This window comes from Singulisphaera acidiphila DSM 18658 (assembly GCF_000242455.2).
Taxonomy (GTDB): Bacteria; Planctomycetota; Planctomycetia; order Isosphaerales; family Isosphaeraceae; genus Singulisphaera; species Singulisphaera acidiphila.
Window position 1 is genome coordinate 4,186,032 of record NC_019892.1, and the last position, 14,911, is coordinate 4,200,942.

Below are 14,911 nucleotides of genomic sequence, written 5' to 3' on the forward strand. Positions count from 1 at the left end.
CTCCCGGATCGTTACGGCAATCTTGGGCAGGCGATCCCTTTGCAGGCCTGGCGGGGCATCGAGAACGGCCCAGGAGACCGAGCCGCGACGATAAGGGTGGGGGCCTGTAACGGAGCGAGTAAAAGGGGTTCCTCACTTTTGTTTTGGCAAGACCCCATATCCCGGACCTTCCCGCCTGTGGCTCAGGCCCAGACGGAACGAGCGAGCGAGCGGTATCCGACGGCCTCGGCGATGTGTTGGAGGAGAAGGATCTCGCCCCTTGAGGTCGGACACGGTGCGGACAACTCGCAGTAACTTTCGACGTGACAGTTGATGGGGTCGAGAAAACGGACGATCAAAGTTTCTCAGTCGAGAAGTCCTTGTTCCCCCATCAAATCGACATAGTCAGCCTTGATTTGCCTTGTCTGGGAGATACCTGCTCTCATCCGTGCGAGAAGTTCAGCCGACACGGGGTCGCTCGGCAAAACTACGCCTCCATCCCGAAGCTTCAGAAGTTGATCTGTGGTCGCACACCTGGCGTGGCCATAGGAAATACACGTCTTGTGTTCAACAAACGGGTGTTCTCCCGCGTTTATGATGCATACCTCCTCCTTTCGTCACATCATAGCTGGTCATGCTGACGAAAAGAACGCGGCCAGGATGGTTCACAGGGTCTGAAATGATCACCCACAGATGGCCATCGGCGGCCGTACTCTTGAGAAAGAAGGTATCGCCGGCATCCATGGTCACGGCCCAAAGAGGTCATCAAGATAACGACTGGTCTCGCTGTTTTTCTCGGCAATCGCGATCAGTTCCCCCTTATTCTCTGCTCTCAAGACCTCGTCCCAAGGAATCCGCATGGTTTCGTCACCATGAAAATTATTTTTCCATTCTGCAAAACCATGAGTGTATTCTGAGATTTCGAAGTCATCCCAGTTCCTGAATCTTTCGGCAACCTGAATGAGCTTTTCCACCTCTTGCTTGGAAAGTTGGCTTCGCCCGGGTTCCTGCTTCAACTCCACTCGATAACCGTCGGAATGAATAAAGTCGTCCCATTCGCCAGCCCTCGATCCTTCCCCTTTGATCAAATCGTAAATTTGGGTAAGAACGGGGCCATTCTTCATGGCATAAGCGTGGTCGCCTGTGATTGTCCGTGCAGACTCAATCAACAGCTCACGATCTGCGATGTAGAGCAGCTTCAGAAGCCGAAGGCGACTCATCCGCTTTTCGTCATGATGGAGTAAAACGGCCGCCGCCTGGACCGTCTTCTCGAAGTCAAACCGGAATCGCATCGATCTCCCTCCTCCTGCCTATACTGGTCAATGATATACTACCGAAAGATTTAGGTCGAGTCACTCATCTCACCGCTCCGCGCCTCCAAAGCGAGTCAAAGCCACATTCGCCCACGTTCACGCCCAGACGGAACGGTCAAGCGAGCGATACCCGACGGCCTCGGCGATGTGTTGGGGGAGAATGATCTCGCTCTCCTCGAGGTCGGCCATGGTCCGGGCGACTCGCAGCACCTTGTCGTGGGCCCGGGCCGAAAGGCCGAGTTCCTCCATGGCCGCCTTGAGCAGGCTGAGGGCCTCGGGCCTGAGCGGACAGAACTTGCGAACTTGCCGAGGCGTCATCCGACCGTTGACGATCGGGCCCTTGTTGCCGAAGCGTTGCGCCTGGAGGGTGCGGGCCTTGAGGACCTGGTTGAGGAACTCGGCGGAGGTCGGCCCCGGGGGGGCCTCGGTGAGCTGAGTGAAGGGGACGGCGGGAACCTCGACGTGGAGGTCAATGCGATCGAGGAGCGGTCCGGAGATTTTGCTGAGGTATTTCTCGACCTGGGGCGGGGTGCAGTTGCAGGCGCGGCGGGGATCGCTGCGGTATCCGCAAGGGCAGGGGTTCATGGCGGCGACGAGGACGAAGTCGGCCGGGAAGGTGGTGCTCCGCAAGGCTCGGCTGATGGTGACGTGCCCTTCCTCGAGCGGCTGGCGGAGGACTTCGAGGGTCTTGCGATTGAACTCGGGGAGCTCATCAAGGAACAACACTCCCTTATGGGCGAGACTGATCTCCCCCGGCTGGGGCGTGCTCCCGCCGCCGACGAGTCCGGCGTCGCTAACAGAGTGGTGGGGAGATCGAAACGGGCGGACAGCCATGAGCGGCTCGCCGGCGCGGAGCAAGCCCATGGCGCTATAGATCCGGGTGGTCTCGAGGCTCTCGGACGGGGTCAGAGAGGGCATGATCGTGCCAAGCCGTTTGGCGAGAAGCGTCTTGCCCGTGCCTGGCGGCCCAATCATCAGCACGTTATGGCCACCGGCAGCGGCGATGACCAGGGCCCGCTTGGCATAGTCCTGCCCTTTGACGTCAACGAAGTCCTCCTCACCGCGCGTGAGGCGGCGGAAGACCTCCTCGAGATCGACCGAACGAGGGTCGATCTCGAGTTGGCCGGAGAGGAATCCGACGGCCTCAGCGAGGCTGCTGATCGGATAAACGGGGATCCCCTCGACGACGGCGGCTTCGGAGGCGTTGGCCTCGGGGACGAGCAGGCCGTCGAACTTCTCGTGGGCGGCGGCGAGTGCCATGGCGAGCACCCCCTTGATCGGCCGGGTCTCGCCGGTAAGGGCGAGCTCACCGACGACAGCGTACCGTCCCGGTCGCTCGATGGCCGCCTGCCCGCTACCGACGAGCATCCCCAAGGCGATGGGGAGGTCAAAGCCGCTGGCCTCTTTTTTGAGATCGGCCGGAGCGAGGTTGATTACGATGCGATCAATCGGCCGGCGATATCCGGAATTGACCAGGGCCCGTTCGACGCGATGCGTGCTCTCGCGGACGGCGGCCTCGGCCAGCCCGACGAGCACGGTCTTGGGCATCGAAGTGAAGGAGATATCGACTTCAACCTCAACAGTGACCGCTTCAATTCCGACCAGGGTGAAGGAGGCAAGCTTGGCGAGCATGAAGGCCTCAACCACCCAATAGGGATGTGCATCGCCATCGGCACCTTTGCCGGGGCATGATTCACATCAGCTTAGCATGAGGGGAAGTGTGATTCATCCTGCTGCCAGATAATCTTGCAAAGATCACAACAGGAAACGTTGGGAATCGGCAACCACTGTCTTGGTTCTCCTGCCAATCCATGAGGTCTGATCGTCTCAGTGCTCACGATCGTTGGTCTCCGCCTCTCGACGGCACGGGGCCAACGGCAAATTCAAGCCCCGAGCCTTCGAATCGCCCATTCCTTCAGTAAGCCAAATCCGGGCGCATCGACCTCGACTTCACCACGGTGATGGTCTAACACCGGAGGCGATGCAGACCCCGAGTAGGAACGCCCAGAACAAAGCAATGTGCATCGCCAGGATGGACCAGAACCCGGCCGCCGCAACGATCAAGAGGCCGGTGATAATGCCCCTTTATACATACCCCAACTTCGTCGCCAGCCACCCGGCTGGAAGCGCCATCAAGAAGTAGCCCAGATAGTGCGTGAACTGCACCCTGGCGGATTGGGCCAAGGACAAGTGCAGCTCCTTCTGAAAATGCTTGTCCATCACGTCGATCATCCCGTTGCAGAAGCTCCAGAGGGCAAATAGTAAGACGAGGAGGACGAAGGTGAAAGTGACATTCTTGCCATCGTAAGTGGCGAGCACACCTTGATCCAAGGCCGAAGGCGGGGCCTGGAGCGGCATCGGGCTCGGATCGGGTGGGGGAAATTCTGCGCCTTGGGGTTGGGTGCTCATAAGGTGTCCTCCGGAGCAGAGGCGGCGAAGAGCTTCAACGTGTCCGGGATGGACGGTGTTCCCCCCGGCTGGGAACAGACGAAGGCGGCGACTTCATTGGCGTGGCGGTTGATCGCATCGAGCGGGCGGCCGGCCAGGAGCCCGACCACCAGGCAGGCGGTGAAAGCGTCGCCGGCGCCGATGGTGTCGCAGACCTCGGCGGGCCGCCCCGGATGATCGGACCAGCGACCGTCGGCCCAGAGCAGGCTGCCGCCGGCCCCGCGTGTCAAGGCCACCAGCGAGAGCCCGAAGCGGCCGGCCAATTCCTCCATCCCTTCGCGCACGCCTGCGTGGAGGCCGAACAGCGCCGCAAGCTCGGGCAGTTCGACGTCGTTCAGCTTGAGGACGTCGGCCAACTTCAGCGAGTAGGCGATCACGTCCCGGTCGATGAACGGGGGTCGGAGGTTCACGTCGAAGACGCGGAGCGCCTCGGGTCGGGCGGCCGAGACAAGAGAGCGGATTGCCCGGCGAGCGGGTTCGCTCCGCTGGGCGAGACTGCCAAAGCAGACGGCGTCGGCCGCGCGGGCCAAGGCGAGGCCAGCCTCGTCGGCCCCGATTCGGTCCCAGGCGACGTGCTCATGGATGGTGAAGCGCGGTTGTCCGTCGGCGGCCAGGGTGACACTCACCGTGCCTGTCGGCCAGGTGGGGTCCACTTGCACCGTCTCGGTCGGCAAGCTCAGGAGCCGGAATCGCTCCAGCACTTGCCGGCCGAGGTCGTCGTCGCCGACCCGCGTTACCAGCCCTGCAAGGGCTCCGAGCGAGCGACAGTGAAAGGTGAAGTTGGCGGGTGCCCCACCGAGTTGCTTGCCTGTCGGCAGCAAATCCCAGAGCACTTCGCCGACGGCAAGAATCTTGCAGCTCATAAGCCCGGCCTCGCGTCTCTGGCCGCATCCGCTCCGTGGTGGTATGAATCCACGGCGATCACTCTCGAAAAATGATCGCAGACGACCGGTGACGCGATGCGTGCCAGTAAAATCAATGTATTGAGAATTCGACAGAACCGACCAGGAAGTTTTGCAGGAATTCCGCGTGGCATCGCGCCCCGGCTTTTTCCTCGTAAGACCTGGCGTCTTGAAAAAAGTGGGGGAGGCCAGGAGCCTTGAAAACGGTAAACTGCCAGGACAGAGATCTCCTTTCCCCCCCAACAAAACGAGACCTCCATGACCCCCAATCCTGACCTGTCACGACCGGCCCTAACTCGCGATCTCACAGCGGGTTTAGTCGTGTTCCTCGTCGCCCTACCGTTGTGTCTGGGAATTGCGTTGGCATCCAACGCCCCGTTGCTCTCTGGCGTCCTGGCCGGGATCGTCGGCGGCATCCTGGTCGGGATGCTGAGTGGCTCGCAGAATAGTGTGAGCGGTCCCGCCGCCGGCCTGACAGCCGTCGTCGCGGCCCAGATTGTTTCGCTGGGGTCGTTCCAGACCTTCCTGTTGGCCTTGGTAATTGCCGGCCTGATCCAGATCGCCTTGGGGATCGCTCAGGCCGGATTCCTCGCGGCCTTCTTCCCCTCCAGCGTGATCAAGGGACTGCTCACCGCCATCGGGGTGATTCTCATCCTGAAGCAGATCCCCCACGTGCTCGGCCACGATCACGACCCGGAAGGCAATATGGCCTTTTTCCAACGGAATCATGAAAACTCGTTTTCCGCACTCGGCGAGCTGCTCGGGAATATTCACCCCGGTGCGGCCGTCATCGGCCTTGTCTCGGTCGCGTTGCTGGTCGTCTGGGACAAGTGGGAGCGTTTGAAGAAGTCGGACCTTCCGATCGCCTTGGTGGTCGTCATCCTGGGCATTGGCCTCAACCTGTTATTCCGCCAGTTCGGAGGGCGGTGGGTCATCGGAGCGAATCACCTCGTGCAGGTGCCGGTGGCCGAGAGTCTGGCGGAATTCCGCCAGTATTTGCAACACCCCGACTTTTCCCAATGGTTGAACCCGGCGGTGTACGTCGCCGCTCTGACCCTTGCCGCCGTGGCCTCGCTGGAAGCGCTGTTGAACCTGGAAGCGGTGGACAAGCTCGACCCGCAGCAGCGGACCACCCCCCCGAGCCGGGAGTTGTGGGCCCAGGGGGTCGGCAACGTAGTCTCAGGCCTGGTTGGCGGACTGCCGGTCACCTTGGTGGTCGTCCGCAGTTCCTTGGGCCTCAACGCCGGTAGCAAGACGAGACTCACGACAATCGTCCAAGGCGTCTTGTTACTGCTCAGCGTCACGATCCTGCCCGCATGGCTGAACCTGATCCCGTTGTCCTGCCTGGCGGCGATTCTCCTGGTTACAGGCGTCAAACTGGCTAGCCCGGCCTTGTTCCGGAAGATGTGGAATGAGGGACGCTACCAGTTCCTTCCTTTCCTGCTGACAGTGGTATCGATTGTCCTGACCGACCTGCTCACCGGGATCCTGATCGGGCTGGCGGTGAGCACAGCCTTCATCCTCGGCAGCAACGTACGCCGGCCGTTGCGGCGGACCGTGGAGAAACACATGGGGGGCGAGGTCATCCGGATCAAGCTGGCCACCCAGGTCAGTTTCCTCAACCGGGCCGCCTTGTCCCAGGCTCTGAATGAAGTGCCTCGCGGCGGTCAAATCCTGCTCGATGCCCACAATACGGAGTATATCGACCCGGACGTGCTGAGCCTGATCCGTGACTTCAAGGAGCAAACCGCGCCGGCTCGCGGTGTGGAGGTCAGCCTGCGCGGGTTCCGAACCAAGTACGAGCTCCAGGATCAGACTCAATATGTGGATCACTCCAGCCGCCAAATCCAGAGTTCGGTCACCCCACAACAGGTGCTCGAGTTGCTCAAAGCGGGTCACGAGCGGTTCCGCACCGGTCAACGGCTGACCCGCGACCTCACAAGCCAGGTCATTGCCACAGCGAGCGGCCAACACCCCTTGGCCGTCGTGGTCAGCTGCATCGACTCGCGAACACCCGCCGAATTGCTCTTCGACCTGGGAGTGGGCGACGTCTTCAGCGTCCGGGTCGCGGGGAACATCACAAGCCGGAAGGTCATGGGCAGCGTCGAATACGGCTGTGCCGTCGCCGGGGCGAAACTGATCCTGGTCCTAGGGCATACGCGGTGTGGCGCAGTGACGGCGGCCGTGAACTTCGCCTGTACCCCCGAGACCGCCGCGAGCAGCACAGGTTGTGAGCATATCGAATTTATCCTTCGCGACATCCAGAAATCGATCGACCCGCTCGCCTGCCAGAATCTCGCGAGCCTCTCCCCCTCCGAGAAAGAGGCGTTCGTCAACGACGTGGCCCGGCGCAACGTCGGGCGAGTGGTCGAGGAGATCCTCCAGGAGAGTCCGACGCTCAACGGCCTCGTCCGGGACGGGCGTTTGGCCATCGTCGGGACGATCTACGACGTCGCTACGGGAAACCTCGAGTTCCTGCCGATCGCAGAGCGCAGTGACGAACGCGTTCCGGACGTGGTTTGACCGCTGCCGCTGAACAGGTTCATCGCAGCCAAAGGGTGGAGCGACCGTCATCATGGGCCGAGGCTTATGGCCTCGGTTCGTGACGGTCGTTCCTTCTCAAAGCGGCAAAATACAGTCGTCAGCTACAAGAATTGCTGAAATCAGCATTTCCAAGGAAGAGCGAGCAGGGCGCCCGCGGTCCCAGGGAAAGAGAGAAGAGAAGGAGGGGCGGCGGAGGCTCAGCCTCCGGGCGCTTTGGGGCGTTTGGTCGACGGCGAGACGATCGGGCCGCTTGTCTTCAGATGGCCCTTGGAGCGGGCGCTCCGGCTCGACATCGACTGTGGCTCACTCCCCGGGCTTCGCGGGAGTTCCTGGGACTTATCGGGGCCCGCGATCTCACGGGAGCGGGCGATGGCTCTGGCGGTCTCGTCGAGCTGACGCTCGGGACGGCTGCTGGGCGGCTTACGTTTGGCGATGGTGGGGAACTCCTTTGTTGAAAGAAAGAGGGGTTCCCTGTTGATTCAGGAAACCCGTGGATGATCAGCCTGTTATCTACAACGAGACGGGCCGGGCCGGCTGATTCCAAAAGCCGGCCGAGCCTTGGCCTCTGTCTTATTAGCTCTTCTTGGCGGCAACCGCAGCCTTGGCGGCCTTGATGACATTGGCGGCGGTCATGCCAAACTTCTCGATCAAGGCGTCGGGGGTACCGCTCTCGCCAAACTGGTCGCCCAGGTTGACGTAGCGGATCGGCACCGGCTTGATCTCGGCGACGTTCATGGCCACCACACTGCCCAAGCCACCGTGCGCCATGTGTTCTTCGGCGACGACCAAGGCACCAGTCTGCTCGGCGGCCGCGCGGAGCGCGTCGAGGTCGATCGGCTTGACGGTGTGCATGTCGAGGACGCGGGCGTTGATCCCTTCAGCGGCCAAAGCTTCGGCGGCGTCGAGCGTGGGCGCGACCATCAGGCCGTTGGCGATCAGGGTGACGTCGGTCCCTTGGCGAAGCTGGTTGGCCTTGCCGATCGTGAACGGGACGTTGCCCTCGGTGTAAATCCGAGGGACCTCGGGGCGGCCGACCCGGAGGTAGACCGGCCCCTTGTACTGCAGCATCGCCGCAGTCGCCGCTTGGGCCGACACGTCGTCCGCCGGCACGAGGACCACGAAGCCAGGGAGCGAGCAGGTCAGCGAGACGTCCTCGATCCCCATCTGCGAGGCGCCATCCTCGCCGATCGAGATGCCGGCGTGACTGCCGACCACCTTGACGTTGAGGCGGGGGTAGGCGACCGACATCCGGAGCTGATCGTAGGCGTTGCAGGTGACGAAGGCCGCGAAGCTGGCGATCAGGCTCATCTTGCCTGCGCTGGCCAGGCCGCCGGCGACGCCGACCAGGTTGCTCTCGGCGATCCCGATATTGAAGAACCGATCGGGATATTTCTTGCCGAACCACTCGGTCCGGGTGGAGTTGCTAACGTCGGCGTCCACGACGACAAGGTCGGTATGCTCGGCCCCCAGGGCCTCCAGGGCACGCCCGAAAGCGTCGCGTGTCGCCTTGCCCAGCTCGCGTTTCGACTGCACTGCGGAGGATGCTCCAGCCATTGTCGTCGGCACCTTTCCCGGATGTCTTCGATCGATACTTCTCGTCGGGGGTTACGCGTCAGAGCCGCAGCCGACGAGCGATGCGAGAGGTGGGCAGGGGCCCACCTATTTTTATGGTTTGGTTCAAAAAGAACTACGAGACGGCCGCGTCGAGCCCACCGAAGTCCATCGGCTCAGGAGGAGGAGACCTCGGCCAGCGCCTCGTCGAGGTACTTGGCCGGCATCGGCTTGCCGTGGAAGTTGAGGTCGCCCAACTTGGCCATGAGCTTCAACATGCCCTGGCCCTTATGGGTCAAGGAGACGATGCAAGTCGGCTGGCCCTTCTCAGCACGGGCGCGTTCGAGCGCCTTAAGGACCTCGCCCATGTCGTTGCCATTGACGACCTGCGTCTTCCAGCCGAACGCGGTGAACTTACCGTCGATCGGGTCCATGTTCAGGACGTCTTCGGCCGCGCCGGTCTGCTGGTAGTGGTTTCGGTCGACAATCAGGGTCAGGTTGTCGAGCTTGTACTTCGCGGCCGAGGCAGCGGCCTCCCAGACCTGCCCCTCGCCGAGTTCACCGTCACCGGTCATGACGTAGGTGTGATAGTCCTTCTTGTCGACCCGAGCGGCCAACGCGTGGCCCACGCCCAGCGAGAGCCCCTGGCCGAGTGAGCCGGTCGAGGCTTCAATGCCGGGAAGGCGCACCATGTTGGGGTGCCCTTCGAGCGGGCTGCCCAACTTCCGCAAGGTCATGAGCTCTTCTTTGGGGAAGTAACCCGCTTCGGCCATCGCGGAGTACAGCACCGGCGCGGCATGCCCCTTCGAGAGGATGAACCGGTCTCGATCAGGCCACTGGGGGTTCTTCACATCGTAGCGGAGGAAACCGCCAAAATAGAGCGCCGTGACGAACTCGGCGGCCGACATCGAGCTGCTCGGGTGCCCCGAGCCGGCCTCGGTCGTCATCTTGAGGATGTCCTTGCGAATCTCCTTGGCGCGGGTCAGCAGTTCGTCAAGCGTGTCTGGCACTGGCGGAAGCCTCCTGGACCCCAAAGTCGTACGGCAATCTCAATCGCGTTCTGGTTTCGTCGCGCATCGAGTCCCAAACTTAACGGCTGGCAGGTCGTTCCGGCAAGAGGGTACTCTCCCGCCGACCGAGGTCGCCGGGGCCGCGATTTCCGCCCGAATCATCGTTTCTCGCGAGTCGGCGGGGTCAACCCCATCTGTTTCATGAGCATCTGCAAGTCGTCCCAAGCATCCTTCTTGGCGGCCGGATTGCGCAGCAGGTAGGAGGGGTGGTAGGTCACCAAGGTCAGCACGCCCCGGCAACGGTGCCACTTGCCGCGAAGCCGACCCATCGAGAGTGCAGTCGACAGAAGGTTCTGCGCGGCGATTCGACCGAGCAGGCAGAGAAACTCGGGGCGCACGATCTCGATCTGGCGTTCGAGATAGGGGAGGCAGTGCGCGATCTCGTCGGGGGCCGGATCACGGTTCTCGGGAGGGCGAGACTTGAGGACATTGGCAATGTAGACTTCCGAGCGTTGCAGGCCCATACCCTTAGTGATCATATCCGTCAGCAAGACCCCCGCGCGACCGACAAACGGCTCGCCGGTCCGGTCTTCGTCGGCCCCCGGCGCCTCGCCGATAAACATCAGCCGGGCCGTCGGCGAGCCTGAGCCGAAGACGGTTCGAGTCCGTGAGGCCGCCAGGTGAGGACAGCGCTGACAGACGGACACCTCGGCCGCCAAGGCGGCGAGCTGAGCCGGCCGCTCCGCCGGCGGCACGATCGTATTCCCTCGCTCGGATTCGCCGAAAAGCGACGAGGGAGGCATCACGATCGGGGCCCGGGGCGGAGTGGCTGCGGGAGTCGCGGCCGGGCGGCGAACCGGTTCGACGGCGGCATCGACGCGGGGGGGTGAGATGGGAGCAGGGGCCGAGACCGGGCGACGGACCGGTTCCACTTCAACTTCGACGCGAGGGGCCGGGGCCTCGAGGGGAGCAGCCGATCTCGAAACGAGAGGCACAACATTCGGAATCACCGGCGCTGGGATCCGGTCGATCCCCGCGCGCCCGAGCGATTGCAACCGCTGCCTCACCTCGCGGAGGATGCGCCCCCGTTCCTGCAGTTGCTCGTCCGCCACGGCGTCCCTTCCCTCTTCAATAAGTTCCCAATCGAGTCGTGTTTCCACGGCAGAAGGCGAGCGGGGAGTGTGAACTCCCTCTCTTTGAAGTGACTGTCTCGGAAGGCCAGACTTCACCGGAAAATCAAGGCCGTTGGGGTGCCACGGGTTCCGTATTCGGAACCCGTGCGTCCCAGGCCAAGGCATTCCCGCATGGGGTCCGAGTACGGAACCGAATTCAACCGTCCCCGACACCCTTCCCCGTTCCCGCGATCGACTCCGGTTCTCGATCCTCAGGTTCTGCCACCAGCCGCCGAGACGGAGAGCCCGTGATCAGCCGGGCTCCACGGTCATAGGTCACATAAGACCAGGCCCATTCGAACAGGACGACAAACCGGTTGCGGAACCCGATCAGAAAGAGAACGTGAACAAAAAGCCAGGCGAGCCAGGCGACCAGCCCCGAAAGCTTGATCCGACCGAAGTCGGCGACGGCGGCCGCGCGGCCGATCGTGGCAAGTGAGCCCTTGTCGTGGTAGCGGAAGGGGAGTCGCGCTTGCCCCCGGAGGGTACGTTCGATGTTCTTGGCGGCGTGCACGGCCTCCTGCATGGCCGCCGGGGCGACTCCTGGGATTGGCTTGCCGTCCTGGTCAAGGCTCGCGAGATCGCCCACGACGTACACATTGTCCCGCCCCGGAATCGTCAGGTCGGGATTCACCCGAACTCTTCCCGCACGGTCGAGTGGCACCCCCAAGGACCGGGCCAGGGGGGAGGCTGCTACTCCAGCCGCCCAGAGCACGGTCCGGGCCTCGATCCGTTCGGGGCCAACGGAGACCCCCTCGGCATCGATCGCCGTGACCATCTGCCCGGTGCGGACCTCGACACTCATCGCAACAAGCTGCTCGCGCGCCTTCTCCGAGAGCGGCTCAACGTAGGTAGGGAGGACGCGCGGCGATCCCTCGAGCAAGATGATACTGGCCTGGGTCGGGTCGATGTGCCGGAAGTCGCGGGCCAGGGCGTGATGGGCAATCTCCGCCAGAGCGCCGGCGAGTTCGACCCCGGTCGGCCCGGCCCCCACGATGACGAAGGTCAGCCAGGCGTGCCGGCGCGCCGGATCAAGCTCCCGTTCAGCGGCCTCGAACGCGAAGAGGACCCGGCGACGGATCTCCAAGGCATCGTCAATACTCTTGAGCCCCGGGGCAAACGAGGCCCATTCATCGTGCCCAAAGTACGAGTGCGAGGCCCCAGTGGCCACGATCAGGTAGTCGAACTGGAGCGACTCTTCAGGCAACACGACCTGCTTGGCCTCAAGGTCGATTGCCGTCACCTCGCCCAGCAGGACCTCGACGTTCTTCTGATTGCGGAGGATCCGCCGGATTGGCGACGCGATATCACTCGGATTGAGTGCGGCGGTCGCCACCTGATAAAGCAGGGGCTGAAACAGGTGATGGTTCTGCCGATCGACCAGGGTGAGCCGCGCCTGGGCTCGCCGCAACTCGCGTGCAGCGGAAAGCCCACCGAACCCGCCGCCGATAATCACGATCCGAGGCTGCCGCGATTCTGTCATGAAACCTTAGCCTGATGATTTCGTAAAAAGCTCAATGAGGGCCGTGAAAACCAAGATCGGGTCGCAAGGCCCCCTTGATAAGCAGATCGACCCGGAGGCCAAGACGTTCCCACCAACCTCGGCGGCTGGCCGGCTCGCCAGTTTCTCAGGTCGACGATCAACCGTCCACCCGCAGTCCGATCAGGGCTGAGGAACGCGGCGGGTCGGAGCAGGCTCAGCGCGGAACGATTTGGTCACCCAGCGCTGCCAACTCGGGATGTCGTAACCGAAGTCTTGCCCCGTCATCCTGACCAGGGCCTCATGCACCTCGACGTTCCGATACGAGTAAGTCAGCATCTTGAATGAGGGTCCTCGACTCCCATGGGTGGCCCCACTACCGACGGAGAGTGCGCTCACCAGATCCGGGGTTGCGGGGACGGACGTCGCGCCATAGGCGACGCTTCCCGGCCCAACCGCCGGCGGAGTCAGGAAACCCACCGAGCTGCCATTGGTGTAGATCGGAACGCCGACCGACCCGAGTCCAGCCGGAGAAGGGGGTGGACCGCTATTCTCGGGAATCATCACCATCTGATACTGCGTCGTAATCAGCGCGGGGACGAGCCTGGGCACGGCCCCCACAGCACCAAGCCCCGCTAACGCCCAGGCCGCCCGGTTGACCACTTGAGGGTTGGTCGAGCGGAGCGCCCTGACCAGGATCGGGATGATATTCGCGTCGCTCCTCGGCTCGATTTCCGCCAGAGTCCCCTCACGGACTTCGGTGGTCGACTCAGCCAGGAGCCGGTTGACCAGCGCAGCGGCCGCCTCGGGCCCTGGGATCAGCCCCAGAACATTGTCGAGCAGGATCCGAAAGGGGGCCTCGTCACGACCGAGCACGCGGACCAAGGGAACGATCGCCACCGGGTCGTGAATCTCGCGAAGTTGCTGCTCCGCCTGGCGGGCACGCTCTTCCGAGCTGTTCGCCATGGCCTGACGGAGCAACCGGATCCGCCGGACCCACGACGCCTGCTCGGCCCCCGCGACCAACTGCGCCTCGCGCTCGTCGCGATCCTCCTTTGTGATCCATTTCCCTTTGTAGAGAACCAGCCCCTGCGACTCGCGAACTTCATCGGCATTCAGCCAACGATCGGCGACGAGGGTATGGCCAAGTTTCTGGTGCGCGGGGGCGAACGACTTGTCCTGGGCGACCGCCGCTTCATAATGGAGCTCGGCCAGGTCAGCGAGCTTCTGCGACTCGCACCAAAGACCGAATTCGTATTGCGCTTCCGCCCCCGGACCGACCTTCTCACGCCGGACGACATACTCGTCAAGGACGCTCGGCTCGGCGATCACCTGGAGAATCTTGGGCTTCTCGAAGGTCAAGGGGGTCTTGCCGGTCGCCAGCAAGACGGTCACGCGGTCGGGGCGACTCGCGTCGGAGACGACCTTCCCCCGAATCTCACCTCCACCGCGAAGGACGATTCGATCGGCGAAGCACTCGGCTCCGCCCAGCCAGTTGAAAACGACGCCCAAGCACAGCGGGGCGACACCGAACCGCGAAAGCACTCGCATTCCGGTCATGCGTCCTTGACCTCCTGTCCGCTTGTACCCCGGAATGCCGGCGAAACTCGCGGACACCGCTATTTTACGAGGGTCGACAAGCTCACGACAATCACTTGCCAAGCATCCCCTTAGATTTGGATAACTAGGCAATTTGACACCAAAGACAGCGAGAAAATGAGCCATGAGCCAAGCCGCCACCGAGCATCGAGCCGAAGCCCCCAGATCGCTGAACCTGGCTATCTTAACGGTTTCGGACACGCGGACCCGCGAGACCGACACGTCGGGGGCCTTAATCGTCGAGCTGGCCGAGGGAGCTGGCCACCGGATCCTGGAGCGTGAGATCGTTCCCGACGAACCGAACGCGATGCGTCCGCTGTTTCAACGGTTCGCCGCCCGTGACGAACTGCACGCCACGCTGGTCACCGGGGGAACCGGTATCAGCCCGCGTGACCTGACGTACGAGACGGTCAGCAGCCTGCTCAGCAAGCCGCTCCCTGGCTACGGCGAACTCTTCCGGATGCTCAGTTACGCCGAGATCGGCCCGGCCTGCCTCCTGAGCCGCGCGGTCGGTGGCTTGATGGGGCGGATGGTCCTGCTGGTCATGCCCGGCTCCCGCGCGGCGGTGCAACTGGCGATGACCAAGATCATCCTCCCCGAGCTCCCCCACCTCGTCCGCGAGGCTCGTAAGCAATGACGCTTCGGAATGCGTCTTATTCGACGCGAATCGCTCGCAACCGATTTTCGGGGGGGGCATGACGAGGAACGAAAAAGAGGGGAATTGTCTGGGACAGCGAGTACGCCGCTTGACCTTTTGAATGGAATTCCGGGGGAAATGGAATGGCGGGCGGGTCGCCCACGGTCCCAGGGAATGCAAATGCAATCGAGCTTGTGGCTTGCCCCGTGGCCGAGAGGAAGTCGACCCGTCTGACTTCGAAAAAAAGAAAGGAGGCCGGAACGGTAGCTCTCCCTA

11 protein-coding genes are annotated in these 14,911 nt (G+C 62.8%); 2 read left to right on the forward strand and 9 right to left on the reverse strand.

Annotated elements, in window-relative coordinates:
• Window positions 1-725 precede the first annotated feature (725 nt).
• The 4 genes from SINAC_RS16450 to SINAC_RS16465 all read right to left on the reverse strand — a co-directional run bounded on the left by SINAC_RS16450 (window position 726) and on the right by SINAC_RS16465 (window position 4,603).
• Window positions 726-1,271: a Panacea domain-containing protein gene (locus tag SINAC_RS16450; RefSeq protein WP_015246759.1), complete on the reverse strand. Its 546-nt coding sequence runs from the start codon at window positions 1,269-1,271 to the stop codon at window positions 726-728.
• Window positions 1,272-1,388: 117 nt separating this feature from the next.
• Window positions 1,389-2,924: a YifB family Mg chelatase-like AAA ATPase gene (locus tag SINAC_RS16455; protein ID WP_015246760.1), complete on the reverse strand. Its 1,536-nt coding sequence runs from the start codon at window positions 2,922-2,924 to the stop codon at window positions 1,389-1,391.
• Between the two features lie 453 nt (window positions 2,925-3,377).
• Window positions 3,378-3,701, reverse strand: coding sequence for a hypothetical protein (locus tag SINAC_RS16460; protein WP_020466036.1), 324 nt, complete (start codon window positions 3,699-3,701; stop codon window positions 3,378-3,380).
• Window positions 3,698-4,603 carry a carbohydrate kinase family protein gene (locus tag SINAC_RS16465; protein ID WP_015246761.1) on the reverse strand — a complete coding sequence of 302 codons (906 nt, stop codon included), beginning with the start codon at window positions 4,601-4,603 and terminating at the stop codon, window positions 3,698-3,700. Before SINAC_RS16465 ends, SINAC_RS16460 begins: the two co-directional genes overlap by 4 nt.
• A 297-nt stretch (window positions 4,604-4,900) precedes the next feature.
• On the opposite strand from SINAC_RS16465, the gene SINAC_RS16470 reads away from it, so the two are divergent.
• Entirely contained in the window at window positions 4,901-7,165 is a 2,265-nt protein-coding gene (locus tag SINAC_RS16470; protein WP_015246762.1) for a bifunctional SulP family inorganic anion transporter/carbonic anhydrase, read from the forward strand.
• Window positions 7,166-7,759: 594 nt separating this feature from the next.
• Here the strand turns inward: SINAC_RS16470 and SINAC_RS16480 are convergent.
• From SINAC_RS16480 to SINAC_RS16500, 5 genes are all read right to left on the reverse strand, one after another.
• Window positions 7,760-8,740, reverse strand: coding sequence for a transketolase family protein (locus tag SINAC_RS16480; RefSeq protein ID WP_015246763.1), 981 nt, complete (start codon window positions 8,738-8,740; stop codon window positions 7,760-7,762).
• A 173-nt stretch (window positions 8,741-8,913) separates the two neighbouring features.
• Window positions 8,914-9,747 (reverse strand): transketolase, encoded by an 834-nt coding sequence (locus SINAC_RS16485; RefSeq protein WP_015246764.1) that lies wholly within the window; start codon window positions 9,745-9,747, stop codon window positions 8,914-8,916.
• A 158-nt stretch (window positions 9,748-9,905) separates the two neighbouring features.
• Entirely contained in the window at window positions 9,906-10,859 is a 954-nt protein-coding gene (locus SINAC_RS16490; RefSeq protein WP_015246765.1) for a uracil-DNA glycosylase, read from the reverse strand.
• A 217-nt stretch (window positions 10,860-11,076) separates the two neighbouring features.
• Window positions 11,077-12,402, reverse strand: coding sequence for an NAD(P)/FAD-dependent oxidoreductase (locus tag SINAC_RS16495; RefSeq protein WP_015246766.1), 1,326 nt, complete (start codon window positions 12,400-12,402; stop codon window positions 11,077-11,079).
• 180 nt (window positions 12,403-12,582) lie between these two features.
• Window positions 12,583-13,959, reverse strand: coding sequence for a HEAT repeat domain-containing protein (locus SINAC_RS16500; protein ID WP_015246767.1), 1,377 nt, complete (start codon window positions 13,957-13,959; stop codon window positions 12,583-12,585).
• A gap of 163 nt (window positions 13,960-14,122) precedes the next feature.
• Between SINAC_RS16500 and SINAC_RS16505 the strand changes: the two genes are divergently transcribed.
• Window positions 14,123-14,635: a MogA/MoaB family molybdenum cofactor biosynthesis protein gene (locus SINAC_RS16505; protein WP_015246768.1), complete on the forward strand. Its 513-nt coding sequence runs from the start codon at window positions 14,123-14,125 to the stop codon at window positions 14,633-14,635.
• Window positions 14,636-14,911: the final 276 nt, after the last annotated feature.

What these genes read in the sequence shown, in the direction of transcription:
- SINAC_RS16450 (WP_015246759.1), bottom strand. Translation starts at nt 1,271, where the DNA reads ATGCGATTCCGGTTTGACTTCGAGAAGACGGTCCAGGCGGCGGCCGTT.
- SINAC_RS16455 (WP_015246760.1), bottom strand. Translation starts at nt 2,924, where the DNA reads ATGCTCGCCAAGCTTGCCTCCTTCACCCTGGTCGGAATTGAAGCGGTC.
- SINAC_RS16460 (WP_020466036.1), bottom strand. Translation starts at nt 3,701, where the DNA reads ATGAGCACCCAACCCCAAGGCGCAGAATTTCCCCCACCCGATCCGAGC.
- SINAC_RS16465 (WP_015246761.1), bottom strand. Translation starts at nt 4,603, where the DNA reads ATGAGCTGCAAGATTCTTGCCGTCGGCGAAGTGCTCTGGGATTTGCTG.
- SINAC_RS16470 (WP_015246762.1), top strand. Translation starts at nt 4,901, where the DNA reads ATGACCCCCAATCCTGACCTGTCACGACCGGCCCTAACTCGCGATCTC.
- SINAC_RS16480 (WP_015246763.1), bottom strand. Translation starts at nt 8,740, where the DNA reads ATGGCTGGAGCATCCTCCGCAGTGCAGTCGAAACGCGAGCTGGGCAAG.
- SINAC_RS16495 (WP_015246766.1), bottom strand. Translation starts at nt 12,402, where the DNA reads ATGACAGAATCGCGGCAGCCTCGGATCGTGATTATCGGCGGCGGGTTC.
- SINAC_RS16500 (WP_015246767.1), bottom strand. Translation starts at nt 13,959, where the DNA reads ATGACCGGAATGCGAGTGCTTTCGCGGTTCGGTGTCGCCCCGCTGTGC.
- SINAC_RS16505 (WP_015246768.1), top strand. Translation starts at nt 14,123, where the DNA reads ATGAGCCAAGCCGCCACCGAGCATCGAGCCGAAGCCCCCAGATCGCTG.